The organism is Streptococcus oralis (assembly GCF_001588645.1).
Taxonomy (GTDB): domain Bacteria; phylum Bacillota; class Bacilli; order Lactobacillales; family Streptococcaceae; genus Streptococcus; species Streptococcus oralis_AB.
The window spans coordinates 1-22,907 of record NZ_LAYF01000007.1 but is presented as its reverse complement, the minus strand read 5'-3'; the positions used below and the strand labels follow the sequence as shown (position 1 = coordinate 22,907).

Annotated in this window: 25 protein-coding genes, 1 tRNA gene, 1 other RNA gene and 1 pseudogene; 1 reads left to right on the top strand and 27 read right to left on the bottom strand. The window is 41.9% G+C overall.

From position 1 onward, the window contains the following. Positions 1-11: 11 nt before the first annotated feature. From A0739_RS06325 to A0739_RS06270, 15 genes and pseudogenes are all read right to left on the bottom strand, one after another. The gene (locus A0739_RS06325) at positions 12-3,737 is read right to left on the bottom strand and encodes a phosphoribosylformylglycinamidine synthase (RefSeq protein WP_061587416.1); all 3,726 of its coding nucleotides are present in this window, start codon (positions 3,735-3,737) and stop codon (positions 12-14) included. 66 nt (positions 3,738-3,803) lie between these two features. After that, positions 3,804-4,511, bottom strand: a complete 708-nt coding sequence (purC, locus tag A0739_RS06320) for a phosphoribosylaminoimidazolesuccinocarboxamide synthase (protein WP_061587415.1) — start codon at positions 4,509-4,511, stop codon at positions 3,804-3,806. 168 nt (positions 4,512-4,679) lie between these two features. Beyond that, positions 4,680-6,029, bottom strand: coding sequence for a competence pheromone export protein ComB (comB, locus tag A0739_RS06315; RefSeq protein WP_061587414.1), 1,350 nt, complete (start codon positions 6,027-6,029; stop codon positions 4,680-4,682). A gap of 12 nt (positions 6,030-6,041) precedes the next feature. Beyond that, positions 6,042-8,195, bottom strand: a complete 2,154-nt coding sequence (gene comA / locus A0739_RS06310) for a peptide cleavage/export ABC transporter ComA (protein ID WP_061587413.1) — start codon at positions 8,193-8,195, stop codon at positions 6,042-6,044. A gap of 164 nt (positions 8,196-8,359) precedes the next feature. Next, a pseudogene (locus A0739_RS10625) lies at positions 8,360-8,555 on the bottom strand (hypothetical protein). A 1-nt stretch (position 8,556) separates the two neighbouring features. Beyond that, positions 8,557-8,766 (bottom strand): hypothetical protein, encoded by a 210-nt coding sequence (locus tag A0739_RS06305; RefSeq protein ID WP_033629146.1) that lies wholly within the window; start codon positions 8,764-8,766, stop codon positions 8,557-8,559. Between the two features lie 166 nt (positions 8,767-8,932). After that, complete coding sequence (locus A0739_RS06300) at positions 8,933-9,145, bottom strand: hypothetical protein (protein ID WP_033629145.1); 213 nt, start codon at positions 9,143-9,145, stop codon at positions 8,933-8,935. Positions 9,146-9,169: 24 nt separating this feature from the next. Further along, positions 9,170-9,325, bottom strand: a complete 156-nt coding sequence (locus A0739_RS10470; protein WP_000661692.1) for a hypothetical protein — start codon at positions 9,323-9,325, stop codon at positions 9,170-9,172. Between the two features lie 149 nt (positions 9,326-9,474). Further along, positions 9,475-9,651: a hypothetical protein gene (locus tag A0739_RS10465; protein ID WP_000793177.1), complete on the bottom strand. Its 177-nt coding sequence runs from the start codon at positions 9,649-9,651 to the stop codon at positions 9,475-9,477. A 12-nt stretch (positions 9,652-9,663) separates the two neighbouring features. Then, the gene (locus A0739_RS06295; protein WP_033629144.1) at positions 9,664-9,813 is read right to left on the bottom strand and encodes a class IIb bacteriocin, lactobin A/cerein 7B family; all 150 of its coding nucleotides are present in this window, start codon (positions 9,811-9,813) and stop codon (positions 9,664-9,666) included. Positions 9,814-9,830: 17 nt separating this feature from the next. Continuing rightward, the gene (locus tag A0739_RS06290; protein WP_033629143.1) at positions 9,831-9,974 is read right to left on the bottom strand and encodes a class IIb bacteriocin, lactobin A/cerein 7B family; all 144 of its coding nucleotides are present in this window, start codon (positions 9,972-9,974) and stop codon (positions 9,831-9,833) included. Positions 9,975-10,411: 437 nt separating this feature from the next. Then, positions 10,412-10,648: an acyl carrier protein gene (locus A0739_RS06285; RefSeq protein ID WP_000136435.1), complete on the bottom strand. Its 237-nt coding sequence runs from the start codon at positions 10,646-10,648 to the stop codon at positions 10,412-10,414. Between the two features lie 5 nt (positions 10,649-10,653). Beyond that, entirely contained in the window at positions 10,654-11,646 is a 993-nt protein-coding gene (gene plsX / locus A0739_RS06280) for a phosphate acyltransferase PlsX (protein ID WP_061587412.1), read from the bottom strand. Continuing rightward, positions 11,643-12,413 carry a DNA repair protein RecO gene (gene recO / locus A0739_RS06275; RefSeq protein WP_061587411.1) on the bottom strand — a complete coding sequence of 257 codons (771 nt, stop codon included), beginning with the start codon at positions 12,411-12,413 and terminating at the stop codon, positions 11,643-11,645. The genes plsX and recO overlap by 4 nt, the downstream gene beginning before the upstream one ends. Further along, positions 12,410-13,579, bottom strand: a complete 1,170-nt coding sequence (locus A0739_RS06270; RefSeq protein ID WP_061587410.1) for a pyridoxal phosphate-dependent aminotransferase — start codon at positions 13,577-13,579, stop codon at positions 12,410-12,412. The genes recO and A0739_RS06270 overlap by 4 nt, the downstream gene beginning before the upstream one ends. 151 nt (positions 13,580-13,730) lie before the next feature. Here A0739_RS06270 and A0739_RS06265 point away from each other — a divergent pair, with 151 nt between their 5' ends. Further along, a complete protein-coding gene (locus A0739_RS06265) occupies positions 13,731-14,741 on the top strand; it encodes a YeiH family protein (protein ID WP_061587409.1) in 1,011 nt (336 codons plus the stop codon). A gap of 29 nt (positions 14,742-14,770) precedes the next feature. On the opposite strand, the gene A0739_RS06260 is transcribed toward A0739_RS06265, so the two are convergent. The 12 genes from A0739_RS06260 to A0739_RS06205 all read right to left on the bottom strand — a co-directional run bounded on the left by A0739_RS06260 (position 14,771) and on the right by A0739_RS06205 (position 22,873). Beyond that, entirely contained in the window at positions 14,771-15,208 is a 438-nt protein-coding gene (locus tag A0739_RS06260; RefSeq protein ID WP_000076478.1) for a CoA-binding protein, read from the bottom strand. A gap of 118 nt (positions 15,209-15,326) precedes the next feature. Next, positions 15,327-16,295 carry a ribose-phosphate diphosphokinase gene (locus tag A0739_RS06255; protein ID WP_000010175.1) on the bottom strand — a complete coding sequence of 323 codons (969 nt, stop codon included), beginning with the start codon at positions 16,293-16,295 and terminating at the stop codon, positions 15,327-15,329. A 213-nt stretch (positions 16,296-16,508) separates the two neighbouring features. Next, positions 16,509-17,003: a beta-class carbonic anhydrase gene (locus A0739_RS06250; protein ID WP_057488920.1), complete on the bottom strand. Its 495-nt coding sequence runs from the start codon at positions 17,001-17,003 to the stop codon at positions 16,509-16,511. Between the two features lie 72 nt (positions 17,004-17,075). Then, on the bottom strand, positions 17,076-18,440 hold the full coding sequence (gene radA, locus A0739_RS06245; protein WP_180382780.1) for a DNA repair protein RadA: 1,365 nt from the start codon (positions 18,438-18,440) through the stop codon (positions 17,076-17,078). 40 nt (positions 18,441-18,480) lie between these two features. After that, a complete protein-coding gene (locus tag A0739_RS06240) occupies positions 18,481-18,969 on the bottom strand; it encodes a hypothetical protein (protein ID WP_000122091.1) in 489 nt (162 codons plus the stop codon). Between the two features lie 16 nt (positions 18,970-18,985). Continuing rightward, positions 18,986-19,525 (bottom strand): histidine phosphatase family protein, encoded by a 540-nt coding sequence (locus tag A0739_RS06235; protein ID WP_000691252.1) that lies wholly within the window; start codon positions 19,523-19,525, stop codon positions 18,986-18,988. A 1-nt stretch (position 19,526) separates the two neighbouring features. After that, positions 19,527-19,970 (bottom strand): dUTP diphosphatase, encoded by a 444-nt coding sequence (locus tag A0739_RS06230; protein WP_000701998.1) that lies wholly within the window; start codon positions 19,968-19,970, stop codon positions 19,527-19,529. A gap of 62 nt (positions 19,971-20,032) precedes the next feature. After that, positions 20,033-20,126: signal recognition particle sRNA small type (gene ffs / locus A0739_RS06225), an RNA gene on the bottom strand. Positions 20,127-20,158: 32 nt separating this feature from the next. After that, on the bottom strand, positions 20,159-20,626 hold the full coding sequence (tadA, locus tag A0739_RS06220) for a tRNA adenosine(34) deaminase TadA (protein ID WP_061587408.1): 468 nt from the start codon (positions 20,624-20,626) through the stop codon (positions 20,159-20,161). Between the two features lie 200 nt (positions 20,627-20,826). Further along, complete coding sequence (locus A0739_RS06215) at positions 20,827-22,113, bottom strand: adenylosuccinate synthase (RefSeq protein ID WP_061587496.1); 1,287 nt, start codon at positions 22,111-22,113, stop codon at positions 20,827-20,829. A 241-nt stretch (positions 22,114-22,354) separates the two neighbouring features. Next, complete coding sequence (gene comW / locus A0739_RS10620; protein WP_000939512.1) at positions 22,355-22,591, bottom strand: sigma(X)-activator ComW; 237 nt, start codon at positions 22,589-22,591, stop codon at positions 22,355-22,357. A 208-nt stretch (positions 22,592-22,799) separates the two neighbouring features. Beyond that, positions 22,800-22,873 (bottom strand) — tRNA-Asn (locus A0739_RS06205). Positions 22,874-22,907: the final 34 nt, after the last annotated feature.

Below are 22,907 nucleotides of genomic sequence, written 5' to 3'. Positions count from 1 at the left end.
TTTTATACCTTTTATTTCCCTGTGAAATAACACACAGCCGACGCGAACAAGTGCTGGTCTTTATTTCCTGGAATATTTTGGAAAAGACCATCTTCATAACGTTCTGAGTGTCCCATTTTACCGATGATTTGACCATTCTTGCTGGTAATTCCTTCGATGGCATTTACAGAACCATTTGGATTGTACTTAGAATCCATACTTGGTTTGCCTTCAAAGTCAACGTATTGACTAAAGATTTGACCATTATCACGGAGCTCAGCAAATTCCTCAGCCGTCACGACAAACTTCCCTTCACCGTGCGATACTGGAATGGCATGGATATCGCCCACTTGCACTCCAGCCAACCATGGTGAGTTGGTATTGGCAATTCGAGTTTCCACCATCTTGGCCACGTGCTGGTTGGCATCATTGTAGAAAAGGGTTGGGCTAGTACTGCTAGCATCCTCGAAATTTCCATAAGGAAGAAGACCTGATTTGACAAGAGCCTGGAATCCATTACAGATACCAATAATCAAACCACCACGAGCGATAAAGCTATCAATCGCTACACGCACTTTTTCATTAAGAAGGATATTGACAATAAACTTAGCTGATCCATCTGGCTCGTCTGCAGCTGAGAATCCACCTGCAAAGAAGAGAATGTTAGCCTTGCCGATGTTGTCAACCATGGTTTCGACTGACTTGACAATGGCTTCTTCATTGAGTGTCACGAATGGCACCAAGTTGACCTCTGCACCTTCTTTTTCAAAGGCCTTGGCTGAATCATATTCCGAGTTGGTTCCTGGGAAGACTGGGATGTAAACCACCGGTTTTTCAACTCTTTCTTTAGCTTTAATGACTGTCTCAGAAGTGATAGCTGGCACTTCAGCCAGTTCTTTCGCTTGGGCAAATTCAGTTGGGTAAACCTCTTCCAATTTTCCTTGGAAGGCACTGTCAAGCTTGTGTCCATCTAGCTTCACACCGTTGACAACGAGTGTAAAGTCGGCACTTGTTTGACCAATTTTCTCTACTCCAACGATTTCTTCAGGAGATGTGAAGACAAATCCGCCTAGCTGAGCTGTCAAAGAACTTTCAAGTTCAGGCAGGGTTACCTCTGCACCGATATGGTTTCCAAAGGTAGCAAGAGCCAAGCTTTCAAGAACACCTCCGTATTTGACAGCTGATGCAGATGTCACTTTGTGAGCATTTTGAAGAGCTTCAAATTGAGCAAAATTAGACTTAATCAAGTCAAAATCAATCTCTGCAGAGAGGGCTTGACCTGGGATGTAGTAGATATTTTCACCAGCAGTTTTGAACTCTGGAGAGAGCACCTTACGGCTATCTGCCGTCGTCACCCCAAATGCAACCAAGGTTGGTGGCACTGTTAATTCTTCAAAAGTACCAGACATAGAGTCCTTACCACCAATAGATGGCAAGCCAAGCTGGATTTGTGCTTCGATAGAACCTAGGAGAGCTGCTACTGGCTGACCGAAACGCTCTGCTTGCTTGTCCATCCGCTCGAAGTACTCTTGGTAAGAGAAACGAGCCTTGGACCAGTTGGCACCAGCAGCCACCAAACGAGCAGTTGCTTCGATAACCGCATAGGCAGCACCATGGTAAGGTGACCATTCTGCTAGATAAGGGTTGAACCCTTGGGCCATGACAGACGCAGTTGTCGTCACACCATGTTGGACTGGCAATTTTTGCACAGAAGCTTCAGTTGGTGTGAGTTGGTAGCGACCGCCAAGTGGGTGATTGACCGTCGAACGACCGACAGAGCTATCAAAGATAGTCTGCAAGCCTTTTTGACTCGCATGGTTGAGGTCAGATAGAACTGAAAGGGTATCTGCTTCAAGGGTTTCAGCACTTGTTTTACGCTCTTCTGGGAGCTTGACATCCTTGTCCACAACCTTGGCATCGACAACGACACGCACACCATTGGTATCAAGGAAACGGCGTTCCAAGTCGACGATTGTCTCACCATTCCAGTGCATGACTAGATTTGGTTTTTCAGTCACTGTCGCAACCACAACAGCATCAATATTTTCTTTGTTACATTCCGCAACGAAGGCATCTACATCCTCAGGACGAACCACAACTGCCATCCGTTCTTGAGATTCAGAAATAGCAATTTCGGTACCGTTCAATCCTTGGTATTTAAGAGGCACTTTGTTGAGGTCGATTTCCAGACCGTCTGCCAATTCACCGATAGCTACACAGACACCACCTGCTCCAAAGTCGTTGGATTTCTTGATGAGACGAGTGACATCGCCATTACGGAAAAGGCGCTGAATCTTGCGTTCTTCGATGGCATTCCCCTTTTGAACCTCAGCTCCAGCAGTCTCCACAGACTCAACTGTTTGAACCTTAGAAGAACCCGTCGCACCACCGACTCCATCACGGCCAGTCTTACCACCGAGAAGGATAATGACATCCCCCGCTTCCGGTTTTTCACGGACAACATTGCCCTTTGGAGCCGCACCGACAACAGCGCCCAACTCCATGCGTTTAGCTACAAAGCCTGGGTGGAAGTACTCACGAACATAGGTCGTTGCAAGCCCAATTTGATTCCCGTATGAAGAATAGCCATGAGCAGCGGTTTTAGAAATAACTTGTTGTGGCAATTTACCAGCGCGCGTTTCTGAAATTGGCGCTGTAATATCACCAGCGCCTGAGATACGCATAGCTTGGTAAACGTAGGAACGGCCTGACAGCGGGTCACGAATGGCTCCACCAATACAAGTTGCCGCTCCACCAAATGGTTCAATTTCCGTTGGGTGGTTGTGGGTTTCGTTTTTGAACATGAGGAGCCAAGGTTCCTTGACACCATCAACGTCCACTTCGATTTCAACCGAGCAGGCATTGATTTCGTCTGACACTTCCATATCGTCCAAACGTCCATTAGCACGCTCATAACGACCGAAAATAGTCGCCATATCCATCAAGGTTTGTGGTTTTTCAGAACGGCCTAATTCCTCGCGCATAGCGATATATTTATCATAGGTCGCCTGCAATTGTTTTTGGAACTTAGAAGCTGAGAAATCAATCTGTTTCAACTCTGTCTCAAAAGTCGTGTGACGGCAGTGGTCAGACCAGTAAGTGTCCAAAACCTTGAGCTCTGTTTCCGTCGGCACACGCCCGATTGACTTGAAGTAGTCTTGGATAAAGAGCAAATCGTCCACTTCCATGGCCATCCCTTGCTCTACCTTGTAGCGGGCAAAGTCTTCTGCTGTATAGCTTTCAAAGAAAGTCAATTTTGGAATGGTCTTGTCTGACTCTGAAAATTCCTGCTTGGCAATCCCTGTCGTGATGTCCTTGAAACGTGAATCCACTGGATTGAGCAGGTAGTTCTTGACCGCTTCCAACTCAGTCGCATCAATATCGTTATTAACCAAGTACAATTGTGCTGTGTTGACTGTCACATCACTCGAACTTCCCAGCAAAAGCAAGGCTTCCTGTGAAGAAGCTGCACGCTGGTCAAACTGCCCTGGCAGGCTTTCAATGGCAAAGAAAGCATAGTTGGCAAGATCCGCCTGCACGGCCGCTTCGTCCAAGACATGATCCGTCACCTGCTCAGAGAAGATGTGCTTCTCTGCAGGTGCAAACAAGTCCTCTGCCAAATCAAAGACATCATAAACCTGCACAATGCGAATACTTTTCAAAGTTGATAGTCCCAAGTTATGCTGGAGTTCTCTCACCAAACTCTCTGACTTGACCTGAAAATCAGCCTTTTTTTCAACAAAAATACGTTTATTCATCAATTCTTATTCCTTTATTTCAGCTCTTGCAATGTTCCCAACGACCTTGAGAGTCTTGCAAACAGATTATTTCAAACCCTGCAATTTCTCCCAGACAATCTCGTAAACGTCTGTTAATTCTCCGAGACCTCTACGGAAAACATCCTTATCCATGTGGTTACCGTCAGCGTCCCAAAGTCGGCAGTTATCTGGTGAAAATTCGTCTGCCAAGATAATCTTGCCATCCTTATCAAAACCAAACTCTAGCTTAAAGTCAATCAATTTAAGACCAATCTCAGCAAACCAAGCTTTCAAGAGTTCATTGATACGACGGGTTTCTTCTTTCAAGTAAGCAATCTGCTGGTCATCCGCAATTTTAAGGAATTTCACATGCTCGTCATTGATAAAGGGATCATCCAAATCATCATTTTTATAGTAAAATTCGACAATTGGAGTCTCAAATGCGATACCTTCTTCTACGCCAAAACGTTTTGAAAAGGAACCAGCCGTGTAGTTGCGAAGCACGACTTCCAAAGGAATAATCTCCACTTTTTTATTGAGTTGTTCCGTATCTGAAAGCTTCTCCACAAAGTGAGTCGCTACACCAGCAGCATTTAACTTTTCAAAAATAAAAGATGAAATCTGATTATTCAAGACTCCTTTACCCGCAATCTGCTCCTTCTTAACACCATTGAAAGCAGTCGCCTGGTCCTTGTAAGTTGAAATAATGAGATTTTCATCCTCAGTTGTATAGATATCCTTGGCTTTTCCCGAATAGATCATTTTTTTTGACATTTTAAAGTTCGCCTTTCGTATTACTTGAGCACATTCTACCACAAAACAAACAAAAATTCAATATTTTTACGAACTATTAACAAAATGACACTTGTTGCGTAAAGAAAAACTGCAAGATAAGCTCTTCTTACAGTTTTAAAATCATTTATCCTCTGAAAAACACGAATATTACCCTTTATTCAAAAATTGATCCCAAAAATAACGGAGATAGCTTTTCTTTCCCGTAATCATCTGCAGGCGGCCTTCTAAACCATAGCGAAGTGTTGCAGCCTGCTCAGAAGTCAGATGGGTCTCCGCCTCAATTTTAAAGAAATTTCCTTGTTCAGTCTTTGTAGCTGTCGCATCAATACTTGTAATCGTAGAATCCAGGAAAATTTGATTCTTCGCATCATTAGTTGTAGTATAACGGACAGAGTCCCCAATCTTGACTCTAGCAACATCTTTTGAACTGAGATAGGCTGTGAGTTTGGTTTTTCCTTCTTTTTCCAAGGATGGATAGAGTTGGGCTAGCAGGGTTCCTTCTGCGACCATAGTAGATTCACTAGTCTCAGGATTAAGGTGAAGCACCCCATCCTCACTTGCTGTAATCTTCCCCTTGTCGAGGAGACCTCCCTGTACCTTCTTACCCGATTCCGCCTCCAAAATTTTCTGATCTAGAAGAGTTAATTCCTGACCGACTTTAACTAAGTGCTGAGACTTGAGCGATTCCAGTTGACTATCCAGTCCCGTTGCGTGGGCCTGTTGAGCTCCAGAACCCGCATACTGTACACGATACGTAGCTAGACTAGACTCTAGCTGGGCAATTTGTGCATCCACTTGCGCAATAACTTGCGATTTAGCTTGCGGATCTTCTCCAGCTTGGTTTTTATAGGTCTGATAAAAAGAGTAGGCTGGATTCTGACTATCCAGTTGATCTCCCTTTTCAATCGCTGACTTAGCTGTTTTATAGTCTCGGATTTTATCCTCTGTTTGACTAATAAGATTGCCAATCTCGGCCTGGCTCTGACTTGCTGCCGCATTCTGCGAGGAGATGCTGGCATTTTGCTGAGAAACATTACTTCTTAGACCATTCGCTTGGCTGAGATAATCTCGAAACATCTCCTGATAACCAAACTTATCCGCCTCTGGAAATTGATCACTCCCCTCTTTCAAACTGGATTGCAAATACCCCAACTGCTTTTTTTGATCCTTTAACATCTCCAATTGACTGGCATATGCCTCTACCTGGACAGCCTCCGCCCCTTGCTGGTACTGAACGAGTAGTTCCCCCTGCTTGACCAACTTGTTTTCTTCCAGATAATTGGCCACAATGCGTTGATTGCTAGTCGACTGGATATTGGCAATAATCCGACTAGGTTCGACAGTCGCTCGGGTAGACAAACTCATCTCCTTCTCTGCAAAAACTGCAAATCCCAGTAAAAACATGAACAGAAGTGACATAGGTAAAATCACCCGACTGGAAAAATTATGATAACGACGATTATAAAACTCCGCACTTTCTAAAAATTCTGGTTTCATCTTCTCCTCTTTCTAGCTATTCACCAAATGGGCGTAAAAGCCATCCTGTGCAAGCAAGTCTGCATGGGTGCCCTCTTCGACAATCTTGCCCTGATCCAAAACAACAACCTTTTCTGTCCGCTCAGCGATGGTCAAGCGATGGGCGATGAAAATCAAGGTCTTATCTAAAGCCATGAGATTATCGACAATCCGCTTCTCTGTCAAAATATCCAAACTGCTAGTCGCCTCGTCCAAGATCAAGACAGGTGCATCTGTCAAGAGAGCACGCGCCAGAGCAATTCTCTGACGTTGACCACCTGAGATCCCTGCCCCATCCGAAGTCAATTCTGTCTGATAATTCAAAGGCATGCGCTCAATATCCTCCCGAATCTCTGCCAACTCGACTGCTCGTAAGATATCTTCCTGAGTCGTCCCCTCCTTGGCTCCAAGGAGAAGATTCTCCAAAATCGTTCCGTTAAAGACATAGGGCTGTTGAGGCAGGTAGTTGATATACTGACGCAAAGCCTTTTTGTCAATCTGATTGAGATTGACACCACCCAGACTAATCTCCCCTTGACTTGGGTCGTAAAAATTAACCATCATCTTTGCCAAGGTGGTCTTTCCTGACCCTGAAATCCCCACAAAAGCCATCTTAGACCCTTGCGGAATGGTCAAATTGATATCCGACAAGACGTCACGACCATAGCCATACTTGTAGTGAACCTGTTTAAAGGTCATATCCCCTTTCATCATGCTCAAATCTTCTACCGTTTTCTTCTCCTCAAACTCCGAAGCTACTAGATAAACCTCATTTAAGCGATTATTGGCAACCTGCGCTGTCTGAAGTTTGGTTTGTAGGTTAATGATATTTTCCAAAGGATTGGTAAAGTAAACAAGCAGGGTGTTATAAGTAATCAGCTGACCCAAACTCATTTTCCCATCCATGACAAGAATAGCTCCCAGCCAGAGAACAGCAACATTGAGCAGGAGCTGGGCAAGTTTTTTCAGAGCCTTTTGCTGACTTTCTGCCCGACTATAGGTAAAAGATTTTTTCAGATAAGCCACAAATTCCTTATCAATCTTTTGATAGCGCGAACTCTCACTGGTCAAAGATTTAATGGTCTCAATGCCGTTGATATCCTCGATGATAGAAGAAGACAGAACCGCATTGGCTTCCATGGTATCCCGATTCATCTTTTCAAACGGCTTCATAAAGGCAAAGATAATCACTGTATAGATGGGAAGTGCAAGTAAGCTAATGAAAAAGAGCGTCATATTTTGTGAAAACAAGACAAGCGAGATAATCAAAATCGTTGACACATCCAGGAAAATCGAAAGAATGGTCGACGCCAGCGCATCGATGATACTGTTGGCATCTGTAAAACGAGACACGATTTCTCCTGTCCTGCGTGTCGCAAAAAAGGACATCGGCAGGTGAAAAACATGCTTGATATAGGACAAAATCACGTCAATCGATAAGCGTTGCCCAAGGATTAGTAGGAGATATTCCCGCGCGTAGGACAAGATCTGCTGGAGGATATAGACGATGACCAGCCCCATAGAGATAATACCCAGTGTCGAGCGCATCTGGTCTGGTACGTAACTATCAATGATGGACTGCAGATAATAAGAACCTACAATGTTAATCAGTGTTACCAAGAGTGTCGCTAGGACGATATTGGTAATTAAGCCATGCTGTTTGAGTAAAATAGGCAAGAAGGATAGGAGCCCCTGTTTTTTCTCCTTATGAGGTTTATAGCCCGGAGATGGTGCCATAAAAATACTAACCCCTGTCCACTCTTGCGCAAATCGCTCACGGGAAATCTTGGTCAGCTTGACACCAGGATCCGGATCAGCGATATGAATATGCTTTTTATCCTGACCTATCACCACATAGTAGTGGAGCAACTTCCCTTCCTTGAGCACATGAGCCACAAAAGGAAAGGTCAAATCTGGCAAATCAAAGAGCGTCATATCCGCCTTTATAGCCCGCGTCTCAAACCCAATCTCCTCTGCCACCTTTACAAGCCCCAAAGCCGTCGTCCCATCCATGGTCGTCTTGGCTAACTCTCTTAGATGAGCCAAGGAGTAATAACTACCGTAGTAACCAAAGACCATAGCCAAGGAAGCCACGCCACAATCCATCTGATCCACCTGGGGACGATAGTGCCTTTTCCCAAATTTCATATCCATCTCCTTTTTTCTAATAATCTCTTAAAAACTTTGTAAGATTATTTTAACCAAACAAGGAAGGAATAGGGGAATTATTTCTGAAAAAACAATATTCTCACCTGAACAGCACTTTTACCAAAGAAAATAGGCAGAACAAGAGTCCTGCCTAGAATATTCAATTACACAGATTTCTTGCCTTTCCCACTTCTTTTGTGAATGGCGTATAAAACGATAAACGCAAACGCAGGTGGCACCAGATAACTACTTTCACTCATTGTTAGCTGAAATCCAAGAGTTGCTAGAATCGTAAAGATGAAAATATTCATTAAAAATAGGAAAATAATATAGTAGAAAATATTTTACAATCCTAATCATTCTATTCTCCTTTTCTTTCTCCTTGGCCCCGATACAGTAAAATAAATACCACTAAAAACAAGGAGATCGTAAGTAGATCAAAATATTCAAACCATGTAGGTAGATGTATCTTGTTTATATCGGCCACAATTCTAATCATTAGATAAGCCATCGAGCTAGACAATACAATAAACTCTGGCCAAGCTTTTCCTAGTAATTGAACAACTTTCATCTCAAACTCCAATCTGATGTTCCATCAATTCCCAATCTTACTATCTGTTGTTTTGTACTTGTATCCTCCATAAAACAAACTAAGCAGAATCGGATAGGTCTCTGGATAAAACAAGGTGGAAAAACTCCGCCATTTACATGCACAAAATCCTTTCCATTCAGATTCATCATTTATAGTTTTGATTATTTTTCTTCAAATCCTTACAAAAAATACCAAAATAGCCTGCAACAATCAAACCTATTAAACTCCATTGCCAATCAAAAGATACTAGCGAACCCGTACGAATTAGATCAAGCGTAAGATTAAGACCTATTCCTAACAAAGGAAGTATAGTGGCTAGCTTAGGTAACAATGTATTGAGATTTAGGTTACGATTCATAGTTAATTTACTTCTATATTTAGATTAACGTCTACTTCCTAGATAACGCCCATACATATAAGCAGCTACTCCTAATACACCCCAAGCTATTGCTGTGGAAGTAGTGACAATGAAGCCTCCTTCAGTAAGAGCCAAATCTTCTTCTGTCATGATATCAAATTTTTTATCCATTTCTTTCATTTTTCTCTCTCCTTTTTAAATAATACTGGCTAATCCAATAGCTACTCCAACCAAAATCCCTACTATTCCTAAATTAGTTCTTATTTCATTGATAATAACTAAAAGATGACTATTCAATAGCAGTTGCCATACACTAAAAATAGTTCTCTTTAAACCTTGTCTTTAGCTAAATCCAAGTAACTCATCATCAAAATAAGGATCGGAACAACTAATTCTGTTTGGAAATATTTTTCAACATTAAAGGTGATTACATTTAAATCTCCCAATATGCAAAGCACTCCAAAAATAATTAGAACTGCTCCCATTACATTTTTTAGATTTTTCATACAAGTCTACTTTTATCCAAATTTACGTTTTAAATCTTGACCAATTAATCGACCACCAAGGAAAATTGCTACTCCTCCAGCAATCGTGGCTATGGTAATTAATCCACCTTCTGTATTCATCAATTCTTCTTCTGTCAATTCTGTCCATTTATTTAAATTCATTTTTTCTCTCCTTATTATTACATAAAATAGCCCCAAGCAATACCACCAATTAGTAAGACACCTCCTACAACTACAGCGGTAACCGACCCCCCATCCACATCCGTCAACTCTTCTTCTGTAAGAGCTACAAAGTTCTGTTCCATTTTGTCAAAGTTTGTCATCTTTTTCTCCTTATTTTTTCTATATATTTAATCTTTAACCTCTAAGCCACTTAAATAGCCAGATTGGGTAAATTACTGAAATCATTTCCTTATCTCCTTCCTTTTCTTCTCACTTTTTTATTCGAGAAGTAATTTAAAATGAACAGGTAAATTTCATTTATTTTAAATACCATTTGATCAACCATGGCAATAAGATTGGTAAATACATCACATAGTCTCCTTCCCTTTTCCTTACCTATCTATTCGAAAAACAATTCGAAAATGAACAATTCATTCATTTTTATTTTAAAAACCACTTAATGAACCACGGATAAAAACCGGTCACATACATAAACATTCCTCCTTTTTCTTTCTCATCTCTTTATTCGCAATTTCTACTAAAAGTTTCTCTTTTTTCTGCAAATAAAAAAACAACATGACTTGCATGTTGCTTTTGGCTATTTTTTATCTTTAATAATCGCTACTACATCCGCTACACTTTGAAGTTGATCGATTTCCTCATCAGTGATTTCGATACCAAATTCATCTTCTAGTGTCAAGACAAACTCCATCAAATCCACTGAGTCCGCATCTAGATCGTCTTTCAAACTCAAGGCCTCTGTTACGGCAAAGTCTTCTCCCTGTCTCTCTTGGATAATGGTTACAATACGGTCAAAAATTTCTTTTTCTGTCATCTTTTTTATTCTCCTGAAAATTCACGCGCAGTTTGAGCAACTACGTCTGTTTCTAGCATGGTACGAATCTGACGAATCGTACTGTAAACAGCATTGGCATCACTTGAGCCATGAGTTTTTACAACTGGCGCCTTGACGCCAAACAAGACTGCTCCTCCAACATCTGAATAGTTGAGCTGTGTCTTCAACCCCTTAAGACTATCCTTGAGAAGTAGAGCACCTAGCTTCGCTCGAAGACCACCACCTGTAATAGCTGTCTTGAGCAAGCCCATAATTCCCATGGCTGTACCTTCGATGGATTTTAGAACAGCGTTTCCCGTGAAACCATCTGTTACGACAACATCCGCAACGCCATTCATCAGATCACGCGCTTCCACGTTTCCGACAAAGTTCAAACTTTCATCAGCTACTAGCAAGTCGTATGTTTCCTTGCGAAGCGGATCTCCCTTGCTGCTTTCTGTTCCATTGTTGAGCAAACCAACACGTGGTTTCGAAATCCCACGAACATTTTTCGCATAGAAGGAACCTAGGACAGCGTATTGGTGCAGATGATGGGCTGTATTTTCCGCATTGGCTCCAAGGTCTAGCATGTCAAAGCCTTTTCCATCAATGGTCGGCAAGGTAGACATGAGTCCTGGACGATCGATGTTCTTGATACGACCCACAATGAAGAATCCTGCAGCCAACAAGGCACCTGTGTTCCCAGCTGAGAGGACAGCGTCTGCTTCTCCCTCTTTGACAGCCTTGGCCGCTAATACCATGCTGGCATTTTTCTTCTTACGGATAGCTTTTGTCGGCTCATCGTCTGAGTTAATTTTCTCATCCGTATGGATAATGCTGACGCGCTCTGTCGCCGTTAGATATTGCTTGATCTTGCTTTCATCTCCGTAGAGTTGAATCTCAATATCTGAAAAGTCAGCAAGGGCTTGATTGACACCCTCAACGATGGCTTGAGGTGCGTAATCGCCCCCCATAGCATCTACTGCAATTTTTTTCATTTGTTTTCCTCTTTTAGTAATTGTCCCCAGTCTGCTAGGGAATCAATAAATTTCTTTGATTTAAGGTGAATCCCAACGTACTCTTCGTAGAGTTGATCCATAAATTGGCGTAGCTCTTGCTTGATTTCTGCCTTAAGCGAAATGGTCTCCAAGGTTTCAAAATCAATAGCTTGAAATTGATTGAGCAGATAAGGGATATTGGGATTTAGATGACAACGTCTCTCATCTTCATGATAATGCTCTGGGCAAAGGCAGGCTCCATATTTAAAAGAAAAGTCAAAGGCCTGACCGACCCGATGGCAAAAGACACACTCATTAAAATTAAGGCTAATCCCAAATCGAGTCAAGATTTGAATTTCAAAAATATTGGTTAAAACCTGATAATCTATACCTGCTTCCATCAACTCCAGAGTCTTCCTCAAGAAAGCAAACAAGGGAGCATCCTGCTGATTATCCTGCAAACTAGCATCTGCAAGAGCAGCCACATAGGTTGCATAGGCCATGACAAAGAGATCACTATTAATCTTGGGAAAGGTCATCACCTCGTGATAGTCCTCAATGTAGCTAAGCCCGTCATCATTGATTCGCAAGAGAAATCGTGCCAACACCAAGGGCTGAATAACAGGAGCTAGTTTGGACTGACCAGCGTGTTTAACGAAAAACATGCGCTTGCCCGCCTGCTCGGTAAAAATTTTGACTAGCTTGTCATCCTCACGAAAGTTTCGATTGTAGAGCACCAAGCCTTGACTCGTGATAGACTGAATCATGCTTCTCTCATGTACTCCTCAAGTCGTTTCATGGCCTCTCTGATCGTTTCCATGCTGGCTGCATAGGACAGGCGAACATAGCCTTCTCCGTAACGCCCAAAGGCTGCACCAGGGATAAAGGCAACAGCCTTCTTATAGGCAAAATCCTTCAAAAAAGCAAAGGAATCTTGCTTGTAACCCGCTGGAATCTTAGCAAAGATATAGAAGGCACCGTCTGGTTTGATAATCTCAAAACCAAGAGCAGTCATCTTTTCGATGATATAATCACGACGCTGGATGTATTCCTTCTTCATAGGCTCTGCGTCGTTTTTACCAGCGGTCAAAGCCTCCACCGCAGCATGTTGCGCCATGGTATTTGCGGCAGTAACCAAATATTGGTGACTCTTGATTAACTGAGCTGTGAAAGCTGCAGGAGCAAAGATAAAGCCTAAACGCCAACCTGTCATAGCATGCGATTTAGATAAGCCATTAATAATAATAGCCTGGTCTCTCAGCATAGTTCCCAGAGACACATGAGCTTCCCCTGTATAGGTTAATTCTGAGTAAACCTCATCACAGATAACAAAAATCTCATACTTGCGTAAAACGTCTGCCAAGGTTTCCAACTGCTCCCGACTATAGGTAATTCCTGTCGGATTGGCTGGATAGTTGAGAATGACAGCTTTGAGCTTGTCACCCTGCTCCAAAATGGCCTTTTCCAACATCTCAGGGGTCAAAACAAAACCATTTTCAGTTGTATCAATCTCGACAATCTCTGCCCCAACCAGATTGACAATCGGTTCATAGCCTGGATAGGCAGGAGCTGGCAAGAGCACCTTGTCTCCCTCTTCCAAAATAGCTGTCAAAGTAGCAGATAAAGCCTCTGTCGCCCCAATTGTAACCAAAATTTCATTTTCAGGATTATAATCTAGCTGGTATTTTTCTTTTACAAAGTCGCTAGCAGCCTGGCGCAAGGTCAGTAAACCGCTCATCCCTGTATAGTAGGATTGGTTCTGGTCAATGGCTCGCTTGGCTGCCTCCTTGACATGATCTGGCGTTGTAAAATCAGGTTCCCCCAAGGTCAAACGCAAGACCCCAGGAATCTCCGAAATAGCCTGATCAAACTGGCGAATCAAGGAAACTTGAATCTTGTCTAACTGTTTATTAAAGCGCTTGGTTAAGTCCATAGATATCCCCCTTGCTTACAGAACATAGTACTATTATACTACAAAAGCTCCCTGACCGCAAAATCCATCTGAAACCTGCATTTTTCACTTTCTGTTTTACTTTTCTTCTCGACAGGACTATAATAATAAGTGCTTATTTTCGGAGGTTTTTATGTCATTTTTATCAAAAAATGGAGCAGGCATCTTGGCTTGCCTTCTCATTTCTATCGTATCTTGGTTCCTGGGAGGATTTTTCCCCGTCGTGGGTGCACCTGTCTTTGCAATTTTTGCTGGAATGCTCCTCCACCCCTGGCTCTCACCCTACAAACAACTAGACGCAGGTTTGACCTTTAGTTCCAAGAAATTACTCCAGTATGCCGTTATCTTACTCGGTTTTGGTCTCAATATCTCGCAAGTCTTCGCAGTTGGACAAACTTCACTCCCTGTCATCCTTTCCACCATTTCGATTTCCTTAATCGTTGCCTACCTCTTCCAACGTTTCTTTGCGCTAGACACAAAACTAGCTACCTTGATTGGAGTGGGGTCTTCTATCTGTGGCGGCTCTGCCATTGCTGCGACAGCGCCCGTTATCCATGCCAAGGAAAAAGAAGTTGCCCAAGCCATTTCCGTTATCTTTTTCTTCAATGTCTTAGCGGCGCTTATCTTTCCAACTCTAGGAACTTGGCTTCACCTATCCAACGAAGGCTTTGCCCTCTTTGCAGGAACCGCAGTCAACGATACTTCTTCTGTAACGGCCACAGCCAGCTCCTGGGATAGTCTTTACCAGACCAATACCCTTGAGTCTGCAACCATTGTGAAACTCACACGCACCCTTGCCATTATTCCTATCACGCTCTTTCTCTCCTATTGGCAAAGTCGCCAACAAAAAAACAGCCAAGATTTCCAACTAAAAAAAGTTTTCCCACTTTTTATCCTTTATTTCATCCTAGCCTCTCTCTTAACGACTCTTCTCACCTCCCTCGGTGTGTCTAGTAGCTTCTTCACCCCTCTCAAACAACTCTCCAAATTTCTCATTATCATGGCTATGAGTGCCATCGGTCTCAAAACCAATCTGATTGCCATGGTCAAATCCAGCGGTAAATCCATTCTTCTTGGAGCACTTTGCTGGATTGCCATCATCCTCACCAGTCTTGGCATGCAAGCATTGATTGGTACTTTATAATACAAAAAGGTAGCCTACTGGCTACCTTTTTATTGCTCAAGAATTAAGCGAGTATGTTCTCTTTTGATGCAACGATTCATCACGATGTCATCGCATCCTCCAGCACGCAAGATTTCTTCCGCTTCTAGACTTTCAAGTCCCAGTTGTGCCCAAAAAATCTTGGCATCCGCCTTGAGAAAGTCTCGTGCTACATCAGGTAAAAATTCACTGCGACGATATACATTGACGATATCTACAGGAAAAGGAATCTCAGCTAGACTCGCATAAGCCTTTTCTCCCAAGATTTCCCCACCTGCAGCCTTGGGATTAACTGGAATGATTTTATAGCCCCGAGCTTGCATTTCCTTGGTCACTCGATTACTAGTTGTTTCCTCACGGTCAGACAAGCCCACTACCGCTAACGTTTTACTGGTCGCCAGATACTGACGGATCACACCATCACTTGGGTTGATGAATTCTTGACTCATAGAAATCCTCCTTTTTTCTCAGTATAGCATATTTTGAAAAGGCTTGCAGATTTTGACTATAAAAATCTCCTAGCAAGAAAAGAAACTTGCTAGGAGATTCGTTTATTCAAGTGAAAGTTTAGATTTTTTTCTCGATACTAAATAATGGAGAAAGAGGACGTTTTTCGTGGATACGAATAATAGCATCGCCCAGAAGATGAGCAATCGAAATTTGTTCAATCTTATCAATCAAACGCTCTTCTGGTAGGTAGATAGTATCCAAAACAACCAATTTTTTAATAGCTGATTTTTGAATATTATCCATAGCTGGCCCAGAAAGAACTGGGTGCGTACAGCTTGCGTAAACTTCAACAGCACCTGCTTCAGCAAGAGCATCCGCCGCATGACAAATAGTTCCAGCTGTATCGATCATATCGTCAATCAAGATACAAGTCTTACCTTCTACCTTACCAATGATGTTCATCACTTCACTGGTATTCATCTTGTCTACACTACGGCGCTTGTCAATAATCGCGATCGGAGTTTTCAAAAACTCTGCCAATTTACGAGCACGAGTTACCCCACCATGGTCTGGGCTGACAACCACGTAGTCCGAGCCAACCATGCCACGACGTTCAAAATAGTCCGCAATCAATGGAGCACCCATCAAGTGATCTACAGGAATATCAAAGAATCCCTGAATCTGTGCAGCGTGCAAATCAATCGTCAACAAACGATCTACCCCAGCAACTTCTAGCATGTTTGCAACGAGTTTTGCAGTGATTGGCTCACGCGCGCGCGCTTTTCTATCCTGACGTGCATAGCCATAGTAAGGCATAACAACATTGACAGATTCTGCACTAGCACGCTTCAATGCGTCCACCATGATCAAAATTTCAAGTAAATTATCATTTACAGGTGAACTAGTTGATTGTAGGATAAAGACGTGTTTTCCACGGATTGATTCTTCTATGTTGACCTGAATCTCCCCATCTGAAAATTGGCGAACAGTCGACTTCCCCAACTCTATCCCAATTTCTTGCGCCACACGCTCTGCCAATTCTCTATTAGAAGAAAGGGCAAACAGCTTTAAATCAGAAAAAGACATGATTTCCTCCGGTATTTATGTATCACTTGTTTTTTACACAACATTTTCCATCTACCATTGTAGCGCTTTTTCCTTTATTTTTCAATCAAAAATAAAACAAGAGTAAACATTTATACCCTTGTTTTATGCTATTTTATATTAGCTATATTAAAACTAAAAATCCTACATTTTAACAATCGATTTTATGCTAGGATGAGATTTTTCGAGACAAAGTTAGTATACTTCTCTCATACTTCCTGTATCCACATCATAGACAGCACCTGAAATAACCACATCATCAGGAATCAGTGGAGACTCTCTAAGCAATTGCATATCCTCTCTCACACTCTCTTCAACATCCTGGAATGGTAAAAAATCTTGATCAGATACATCAACTCCGAGCTCGTGTTTCAAATGTTCATGAAAACTTTCATTTTGAAAGGTTTGAGCTCCACAGTCTGTATGGTGAAGCACCACGATTTCTCTTGTCCCCATTTGTTGCTGGGAAATCACCAGTGAACGAATCATGTCCTCAGTTACTCGACCACCCGCATTCCGCAAGATATGAGCATCCCCAAGGGCCAAACCTAGAGCTTGCGCAACGTGTAGACGTGAGTCCATACAGGTCACGATAGCTACTCTGGTTTTGGGTTTAAGTGGCAGATTTAACTGCCCATGTAGGGCAACATAAGCCTGATTGGCTTTCATAAACTGTTCAAAATACGACACGATTCCCTCCTCAAAAATTTGACAATCAAATATTTCTCCTATCTTATCATTTTTAAGAGGATTTGTCACGGATTATGCAAAGACCTTTTTCAAAACTTCCTGAATCGTTGTCACACCAATGACCTCAATTTCCTTGGGTGGAGTGATTCCTGTCAAGGAATTCTTGGGTACATAAATCTTGGTAAAGCCCAGTTTAGCAGCTTCATTGATGCGCTGCTCGATACGATTCACACGCCGAATCTCTCCAGTCAAGCCCAGTTCACCCACAAAACATTCCTGAGGATTGGTAGGCTTGTCCTTGTAACTAGAGGCAATAGCCACTGCAACGGCTAAGTCAATGGCAGGCTCATCCAATTTCACGCCACCAGCAGATTTGAGATAGGCATCCTGATTTTGCAAGAGAAGCCCTGCTCGTTTTTCCAAAACAGCCATAATCAGACTCGCACGATTGAAATCAAGACCTGTCGTTGTGCGCTTAGCATTTCCAAACATGGTTGGTGTTACCAAAGCCTGAACCTCCGCCAAAATCGGACGGGTCCCTTCCATGGTCACAACGATTGACGAGCCAGTCGCTCCATCCAAACGCTCTTCTAGGAAAACTTGACTCGGATTGAGGACCTCAACCAATCCACCCGACTGCATCTCAAAGATGCCAATCTCATTAGTGGAACCAAAACGGTTTTTGACTGCCCTCAAAATACGGAAGGTATGGTGGCGCTCCCCTTCAAAGTAAAGCACCGTATCCACCATATGCTCCAACATACGCGGACCTGCCAAGGTTCCTTCCTTAGTCACATGTCCTACGATAAAGATAGCAATGTTATTAGTCTTCGCCAACTGCATGAGTTCAGCCGTTACCTCACGCACCTGAGACACAGACCCCTGCACCCCTGAAATCTCAGGAGACATAATCGTCTGGATAGAGTCGATGATGAGAAAATCTGGTTGGATGCGCTCCACCTCAGATCGAACGCTCTGCATATTGGTCTCTGCATAGAGATAAAACTCGCTATCAATATTACCCAAGCGCTCTGCACGGAGTTTAATCTGCTGGGCAGACTCCTCCCCACTGACATAGAGAACAGTCCCTACTTGGGACAGCTGAGTCGATACTTGTAAGAGAAGGGTTGATTTCCCAATCCCTGGATCCCCACCGATAAGAACGAGACTCCCCGGTACCACACCTCCACCAAGCACACGGTTAAATTCCTCCATCTCCGTCTTGGTTCGATTGACATTGATGGAAGTCACCTCAGCCAGTTTCATGGGCTTGGTTTTCTCACCTGTCAAAGACACACGCGCATTCTTAACCTCGGCGACCTCAACCTCTTCTACAAAAGAAGACCAAGACCCACAGTTAGGACAACGCCCTAGATATTTTGGGGAATTATACCCACAATTTTGACATACAAATGTCGCTTTTTTCTTTGCGATAATTCTAATCCTCTCATTTTAAAATTTCTTGTTTTTCACGCTATCAACTATCTTTCTTTAAAACAGTCAATCCGCCATCATCTGCATAAGCATAATACTCTCCATCCGGACTAAAACCAAAAATATACGGTAAATAACCTTTATAAATTTGCACCCTAGTTTCTTTATCCTTTTCCCAAAAAATGGTTAAAATCGGATACTTCCCAGATTGATCTTTTTCCATTGTCACTCGGATATCTTCCCCATTGTCCAAAGGGAGACTTCCACCATATTGTCCCGCAATAGAAATGGGAGAATCACAGCCCTCATACATGGCTACTAATTCCGTCTCATCATAATCCCCATCTACAGGAGTTACCTGATCATTTTCACAGTCAATTATTGACATATATTCTGAAGAAATACAAAGAATTTTATAATAGGCTTCCGGAAGAAAAGCTAAGTAAAGAAATCCTCCAATACTGATATTATAGACTTTCTTATACCCTTGACAATTCTCAGCGGTAAAAGCTTGAAAATCTCTATAGCTCATTTCATTTTACTTCTTTCTATATCTCTATCTCACACTCGATCACTTGGCAAAAATCAATCTTCTCGTCTGGTACAAATTGGCGCATGAGCATTCCGTGAGTTACAATGATAATAGTTTTATAATTTTTATATTTTTCCAAAGCTTTTAAAAAACGATGACGCATCTCTAGATCTGTTTCATAGCGATAAGGAGAATCTTCAGATAAACCTCCTTGATGTTTTAGATAATATTCATGAGCTACCAATACACTAGTTAAATCAGAGTTAGTGCCATCTAAGTCTGGACGCCACTCATGAAAAAACGGCTCCACAAATAAGTCCAATCCTGTTTCAACTGCTATATAATGGGCTGTTTCTAAAGCCCTCGTCACAGACGATGAAATAATAATCTCTGCCTTTCCAAAACATGTAGTTTTAGCAACTTCTTTTGCCAGACTGCGACCTTTTCCTGTCAATGGTGCTAAATCACGACCAAAACCACTATATAGTTGCGAATTTTCAAGTTTATCAAGCATACTATAATCTGGTTCCCCGTGACGTACAAAGATAATCTTCATCTTAGTGTCCAGTCGATCCAAATCCACCAGTCCGCACGCCAGCTGCTTCATCTCCATCCGCGATTAAAAATGGTGCAAAGACAGCCTGAACTACACGTTCTCCAACTTCAAGAACAACTTCTTGATCTGTGATATTCTTCATCTGAGCAAAGATATGCCCCTCATTCCCAGGATTACCATAATAGTCTCCATCAATAACGCCAACAGAGTTGATCAAGACCAAACCTTTTTTACGAGGATTTGATGAACGGTCATAAAGATAGAGCACCTCAGTCGGCTGCATATAAGCCTTAACACCCGTTGGGACGAGAACAATCTCTCCTGGAGCGATAACCGTACGCACCGCAACCTTTAAGTCGTAGCCAGCTGCATGCGCTGTCTCACGTTTAGGTAACAAAGTTTCATCTGTAAAACTAGAAACTAATTCAAAACCACGAATTTTCATATTATTCCTCTTTTTAATTTAATCTTTTATTCTAGGCTATTTTATCTTATTTATTCGAAAAAAGCACGAAAAAAGAGCACACAATTCAAATCGCTTAGGGCTGCTGGATTCCTCCCCTGACCCGCTTCACGCAGAACTGTTGCTCCACTATTTATTATATCACATTCCTATTCATTTTAAAAGAAAAATTATTTTTTCCGTCTATTTCTAAAAAAGTCTTGCATAATAGTTGCGCATTCATCTTCCAAAATTCCCGTTTCAACCTCTACACGATGGTTGAGACGCTCATCTGTCAAGATATCATACAAACTCCCAGCGGCGCCAAATTTCTGGTTTTTAGCCCCATAGACCACGTTTGGAATACGGGCGAGTCCAATCGCCCCACTACACATGACACAAGGCTCAATGGTCACAAAAAGCGTGCAATCCAGCAAGCGCCAGCTCTCCTCACTCAGGTTCGCATTCTCTATGGCCATGATTTCCGCATGCATGACCGCCCGTTGCAACTCCTCGCGCGCATTATGCCCCCTACCAATGATTTCTCCATCCTTGACAATCACACAGCCAATTGGAATTTCATCGTGTTCTAGAGCAATTTCTGCCTCCTTCAAGGCCTCTCTCATGAATCTTTCTTTTTCTTCAACTGTATAATTCATCAATTCTTCCTTTTTCTACTTGTCGATTCTATTATTATATCATGATTCCCAAGACAAAAAAAGCCACCCAACGGAGTGACTTAATAGGGAGATTATTATGAAAAAGAAAAGTTTAGGATATTTGTTACAACAAGTTAGGAGGTCTTCTTGTAACTGTCTATAGTATACCCAACCTGTCTTAAACTAATCTTAAAAATCTCCTATGACCAAACACTTTCTAAAATATTAGTTTGTTCACGACCAGGTCCTACTGAGAAAGTTGAGATACGAACACCAACCAACTCGCTTACACGACGAACATAGTTACGTGCATTCTCAGGAAGGTCTTCCAAATTACGGACTCCAGTGATGTCTTCTGACCAACCTGGCAATTCCTCGTAGATTGGCTTGCAGCGTTTCAACTGCTCAAGACTAGCAGGATAGTAATCAATACGTTGACCATCAAGATCATAGGCCACACAGATTTTTACCGTATCCAAACCGCTCAAAACATCGATAGAATTCAATGAAAGATTGGTAATCCCAGATACACGACGGCTGTGACGCATCACAACTGAGTCAAACCAACCTACACGACGTGGACGGCCAGTTGTTGTACCGTATTCATGACCTACTTCACGGATGCGATCTCCCACTTCATCAAACAATTCAGTTGGGAAAGGTCCGTCTCCTACACGACTTGTGTAGGCTTTACATACACCTACAACCTTGTCAATCTTACTTGGACCAACACCAGACCCAATTGTCACACCACCAGCGACAGGGTTTGAAGAAGTAACAAATGGATAAGTCCCTTGGTCAATATCCAACATGACACCTTGCGCCCCTTCAAACAGCACACGTTTGCCATTATCAAGCGCATCGTTCAAGATAACAGACGTATCTGTCACATACTGCTTAATTTGTTGGCCATACTCATAGTACTCGTCAAAAATGTCATCAACTGAAATAGGGGTGCTATCATATAATTTTTCAAACAGACGATTCTTTTCCGCAAGATTGCGTTCCAAACGCTCACGGAAAATATCCTTATCCAAAAGATCCGCAATACGAATTCCAACACGAGCAGCCTTGTCCATATATGCTGGACCAATTCCCTTTATTGTAGTACCAATCTTATTATCGCCCTTAGCCTCTTCTTGCAAGCGATCCAACTCAATATGGTAAGGCAAAATAACATGCGCACGATCAGAAATACGCAAGTTATCAGTTGTCACACCTTCCTCATGAAGATAGCTCAACTCTTTCACAAGGGATTTTGGATTCACGACCATCCCATTCCCAATAACAGAGATTTTTTCAGGAAAGAAAATTCCAGATGGAATCAAGTGCAACTTAAATTTCTTACCATCAATCACAATCGTGTGACCAGCATTATCACCACCTTGATAACGAGCAATCACTTCTGCATTAGCTGAAAGAAAATCTGTAATCTTCCCTTTACCTTCATCACCCCACTGGGTACCTACAACAACAACTGAAGTCATAATAAAATTCGTCTGAGCTACTAGGAGCTCGTCCTTTCTCATATACATGGCAGGAATTTCACCTGCAATTATATCTTACAATTTATTATAAGAAAAAAAAACTATTTTATCAAGAAGAAACACTAGAAAAGATTTGGGAATTCTTCCATTTCTAAATACAAAAGCCTTTGATTATAAGCTAATTCTATATTTTTTAAAATATATCTATAACTATCGTTCGTAATTATGATATAGATACTTCCTATTGGATGAGAGTTGTACCACCTTGCAATAATTTATCTAGATATAGACGATAAGCTGTTCTAAAGTGATATAGAGAAAAGTCCCTATCGCTTTTAATTTTAAATCGGATTAAATAATATAGTAAAAAACGAAGATGAAGTGATTCCCACTCTGAACAACTCTGGCCTAAAGAGGCATATTCTTGTTCAACTAGTTTCAAAAAAACAAATGCTCGGTCATAAAATTTCTGAAGCATATAAAAATTCCCTTTCTTATTAGTAACACTAGTCTAACAAAAAAAGGAACTAAAAAAGCTTCAAATCCTATAAAAGAAGAATTTAAAGCTAAACGAACTAAAAATAAAATAAAGAGGTAATTATAGATTTTAAAGTTAAGATTTGAAATTTCAACAGTCTACTATATTAATAAGTAAAAAAACGCTCAATTGAACGTTTCAATCTATACTCCGCCAGTAGGACTCGAACCTACGACATCATGATTAACAGTCATGCGCTACTACCAACTGAGCTATGGCGGATAAAAGCTAAGCGACTTCCATATCTCACAGGGGG